Raw genomic sequence first — 4,902 nt, forward strand, 5'->3', positions numbered from 1 at the left:
CGGCCGGCAACGCCTCCATCAACCGCCCGCGCGCCGACACCAAGGCACACGCGTCGTCCAGAGACAGCACCCCCGCACAATGCGCCGCAGCCAGCTCACCGACCGAGTGCCCCACCAGCATGTCCGGTGTGACCCCCCACGACTCCACCAGCCGGAACAGCGCCACCTCCACAGCGAACAGACCCGCCTGAGCGAACACCGTCCGCTCCAGCAACCCCGCATCCTCCCCGAACACCACCCCACCCAACGGCCGCCCCACATCCACCCGCACACACACCGCATCAAAAGCATCCGCGAACACCGGGAACGCCTCATACAACTCCCGGCCCATCCCCGGCCGCTGCGACCCCTGACCCGAGAACAGGAACCCCGTACGCCCGGGTGCCGCGACACCGCCTGGCGCGTTGCCTCGTCCTGCCGCCAGCGCGTCGAGTGCGTGCAGCAGTTCCTCGCGTCCCGTTCCCAGGACCACCGCCCGGTGCTCCAGTGCCGCACGCCGGGTCGCCAGGGAGAGTCCGACATCGGCCGGTTCCTCGGCCGCGGCCGTGGCGCGCAGTCGGGCCGCCTGGGCGCGCAGGCCCTCCGGCGATGCGCCGCTCAGTACCCACGGCACGAGCGTGTCCGGCTTCCGGGGGCCCGGGAGGGAGGCGGGTTCGTCCGGTGCCTGTTCGATCATGGTGTGCGCGTTGGTGCCGCTGATCCCGAACGAGGAGACCGCCGCGCGCCGGGGTCGCCCGGCCGTGGGCCACTCCCTCTCCTCGGTGAGCAGTTCCACTGCCCCCACCGACCAGTCCACGTGCGAGGAGGGCGTGGCGGCGTGCAGGGTGCGGGGCAGCACGCCGTGCCGCAGTGCCATGACCGTCTTGATGACGCCGGCGACGCCGGCCGCCGCCTGGGTGTGGCCGATGTTGGACTTGAGCGACCCCAGCCACAGCGGGCGGTCCGCGTCCCGGTCCTGCCCGTACGTGGCCAGCAGCGCCTCCGCCTCGACCGGGTCGCCCAGCTTCGTTCCCGTCCCATGCGCCTCCACGAGGTCCACGTCGCCGGGCGTCAGGCCGGCGTCGGCGAGAGCGGCGCGGATGACCCGCTGCTGCGAGAGGCCGTTCGGCGCCGTGAGGCCGTTGGACGCACCGTCCTGGTTGACGGCCGAGCCGCGCACCACCGCGAGGATGTTGTGCCCGTTGCGCTGTGCGTCGGACAGCCGCTCCACCAGCAGCACACCGGCGCCTTCCGACCAGCCGGTGCCGTCCGCGTCCGCCGAGAACGACTTGCATCGGCCGTCGGGGGCGAGTCCCCGCTGTCTGCTGAAGTCCACGAACACGCTGGGCGTGGACATCACGGTGACGCCCCCGACGACGGCCATCGAGCACTCGCCCGTACGCAGCGACCGGGCGGCCAGGTGCAGCGCGACCAGGGACGAGGAGCATGCCGTGTCCACCGTCACGGCCGGGCCCTCCAGCCCGTACGTGTAGGCGATCCGGCCGGACAGTACGCTGCCGGCGCCTCCGGTGGCCCGGTAGCCCTCGGTCTCGGGAAGGGCCTCGGCGGCAGCCGCGTAGTCGTGGTACATGACGCCGGCGAAGACACCCGTGTCGCTGCCGCGCAGGCGGGCCGGGTCGATGCCGGCGCGCTCGAAGGTCTCCCAGGACAGCTCCAGCAGGAGCCGTTGCTGCGGGTCCATCGCCAGCGCCTCGCGCGGCGAGATGCCGAACAGTTCGGCGTCGAACTCGGCCGCGGCGTGCAGGAAGCCGCCGTGCCGTGCATAGGTGGTGCCGGGGCTGGACGGGTCGGGATCGTGGAGGCGCGCGAGGTCCCAGCCGCGGTCGGTGGGGAAGCCGGTGATGCCGTCCCGGCCTTCCCGGACCATCCGCCAGAGTTCCTCGGGGCTGTCCACACCGCCCGGGTAGCGGCAGCTCATCGCGACGATGGCGATCGGCTCGTCCGCCGCGGCGGCGTTCCGCCGGCGCGGTGCGGCCGCGACGGCGGCCCTACCGCTCAGCTCCTCGCAGAGGTGGGTGGTCAGCGCGGCGGGGCTGGGGTGGGAGAAGACCAGGGTGGCGGCCAACCGCAGCCCGGTGGCGGCGGCCAGCCGGTTGCGCAGCTCGACGCCGGTGAGGGAGTCGAACCCGAGGTCCTTGAAGGTCCGGTCGGTGTCCACTCCCGTGGCGGAGGGGTGTCCCAGCACGGCCGCGACGGTTGTCCGTACCAACTCCTCTACGGTGCGCGTCCGTTCGGGTTCCGGGAGTGCGGCGAGGCCGTCGGTGTCCATGGCCGACTTGGCGGCGGCCGATCGGAGCACGGGGCGCGCCAGGTGCCGCAGCAGCGGCGGTACGGGTCCGTCGCCGGGGGCGGGTTCGGTGGCCATGGCCAGTACGTGAGCGGGCCCGGTGGCCGCGGCCGCGTCGAGCAGTCCTACGCCTTGGGCGGGGTCGAGCGCGCCGCCCAGGGCGGCGAAGCGCGCGCGGTCCGTCGTGCCGAGTCCGGCGGCCATGCCCTCGGCGCCGCCCCACAGCCCCCAGCCGACCGAGACGGCGGGGAGGTCCTGGGCGCGGCGGCGGGCGGCGAGGCCGTCGAGAAAGGCGTTGGCCGCTGCGTACGCCGCCTGGCCGGCGGTGCCGAAGGAAGCGGCCACGGACGAGAACAGCACGAAGGAGGTGAGATCGAGATCGCGGGTCGCCTCGTCGAGGAGAGCTGCCGCCTCGGCCTTGGGGCGCAGCACCGCGGCGGCGCGTTCGGGGGTCAGCGAGGTGAGCAGGCCGTCGTCGAGGACGCCCGCGGTGTGGACGACGGAGGTGATGGGGTGGTCGGCGAGTACCTGGTCGAGGTCGCCTCTGTCGGCGGCGTCGCCGGCGACGACCACCACGGTGGTGCCCTGCGCGGTCAGTTCGGCGGCGAGTTCGACGGCGCCCGGCGCCTCGGGGCCGCGCCGGCTGAGCAGTACCAGACCCGTGACCTGGTGCGCGGAGACCAGGTGGCGGGCGACGCGGGCGCCGAGAGCCCCGGTGCCGCCGGTGATCAGGACGGTGTCGTGCGGGCTCCACGGCGGGTTGGCGCCGACCCGTAGCCGGGTCGCGTGCGGGGTCAGCGGGGTGCCGGCGCGCAGGGCGATCTGTGGTGTGTCGACGGGCAGTCCGGCGGCGAGGGCGGAGGCCGACGCGGCCGTGCCGTCCAGGTCCGCCAGGCCGAACCGGCCCGGGTGTTCGGCCTGCGCGGACCGGAGCATGCCCCAGACCGCGGCGGCGGCGGGATCGACGCTTTCACCGTCGGCTGTGGCGACGGCGTTCCGGGTGACGACGAGCAGCCTGCCGGCGGAGAAGCGCTCGTCGTCCAGCCAGGCGCGCACCAGGTCGAGTACGGCGGTGACCGTGTCGTGCGTGCGCTGCGCGAGCGCCGCGCCGGGTGCGGACGGCTCCGGGCCGACGCCGACACAGGCAAGCATGGTGCCGGGCACGGCTTCGACGTCCGCCAAGGCGGCCAGGCCTGCGAAGGGGGCCGCCGCGGTGACCGTGTCGAGCAGGTCGGTGGTGCCCACCGGTACGGCCGCGAAAGGCACTTCGCGGTTCCCGTCCCCGGTGGGAATCCAGTCGACGCCGTAGAGCACCCCGGAGGAGGGGCCGTCCATGCGGTCGGCGGTCACGGGCCGGAAGGCGAGCGAGCGCACCGTCAGCACGGGCGCGCCCGTCGGGTCACAGAGACGGACCGCGTACTCGTCGGCTCCGCTCCGGGTCATGGTGACGCGGAGCGTGGTGGCGCCGATGGCGTGTCGGGTCACGCCGGACCAGGCGAACGGCAGCAGGGTCGCGCCGTCCTCGCGGAGGAGACCGGTGGCGCCGAGCCCGTGCAGCGCGGCGTCGTAGAGCACGGCCTGCGGCCCTTCGGGCAGCTCGACTTCCGCGTATACGGTGTCTGCGTCGCGCCAGGCGGCGCGCAAGCCCTGGAAGGCGGGGCCGTAGGAGAGTCCGGCGGCCGCGAGTGCGTCGTAAGCGGGTGGGGTGGCCGTGCCCGTGGGGTGCCAGGGGTCTGCTGTTCCGGGGAGGTCCTCGGGTGTGCGGGCCGGCTCCAGGGTGCCGACGGCGTGTGTGGTCCAGTGCGCTCCGGAATCGGCGTCGGGACGGCTGTGGATCTCGACTGTCCGACCGGCCACGGTCACCTGGATCTGGAAGCCGCCGTGTTCGGGCAGGACCAGGGGCTCGCGCAGGGTCAGCTCGGCGAGCCCCGGCAGCCCCGCATCGGCTCCCGCGTGGAGGGCTAGGTCGACCAGGGCGGTTCCGGGCAGCACCTTCCGGCCGTGGACGACGTGGTCGGCCAGCCAGGGGTGGGTGGCGAGGCCGATGACGCCGGTCCAGACCTGCCGGCCGTCGCCCGCCAGGGGTACGAAGGCGCTCAGCAGCGGATGGCCGGCCGTGACCAGGCCGGCGGCGGCCAGTGTGGTGGTGGAGGAGGTCTGGGAGGTCCAGTAGCGGGTGTGCTGGAAGGCGTAGGAAGGCAGTTCGCGAGGGCGTGGGGTGCGCGTTCCGGCGACGGCCGTCCAGTCGAGTGCCACGCCGCGGGTCCACAGCACCGCGGCGGCGTGGGCGGATACGGTGTCGTCCTGGCCGCGGCGCATCAAGGGTACGGCGACAGCCTCTTCCAGAAGCGCCGGGACGAGGGCGGACAGGACACCGTCGGGGCCGAGTTCCAGGAAGGTTCGTACCTCGTGAGCGCGGCGGACCGCGTCGGCGAAGCGGACGGGTTCGCGGATCTGCCCCACCCAGTAGCCGGGGGTGTCGATCGCCCCAGGGGCGGTGGTGAGAACGGGGATCTGCGGGGGGTGGTAGGTCAGCGACTCGGCGACCGTGGTGAACTCGGCCAGCATCGGCTCCATCAGACGGGAGTGGAACGCGTGCGAGACCGCCAGCCGCT

1 protein-coding gene is annotated in these 4,902 nt (G+C 73.9%); it reads right to left on the minus strand.

From position 1 onward, the window contains the following. A partial coding sequence (locus IE140_RS35605; protein WP_229827175.1) for a type I polyketide synthase occupies nt 1-4,864 on the minus strand: 4,864 nt, incomplete at its 3' end. Between the last annotated feature and the right edge of the window lie 38 nt (nt 4,865-4,902).

Source organism: Streptomyces parvus, from assembly GCF_014648875.1.
Classification (GTDB): Bacteria; Actinomycetota; Actinomycetes; order Streptomycetales; family Streptomycetaceae; genus Streptomyces; species Streptomyces parvus.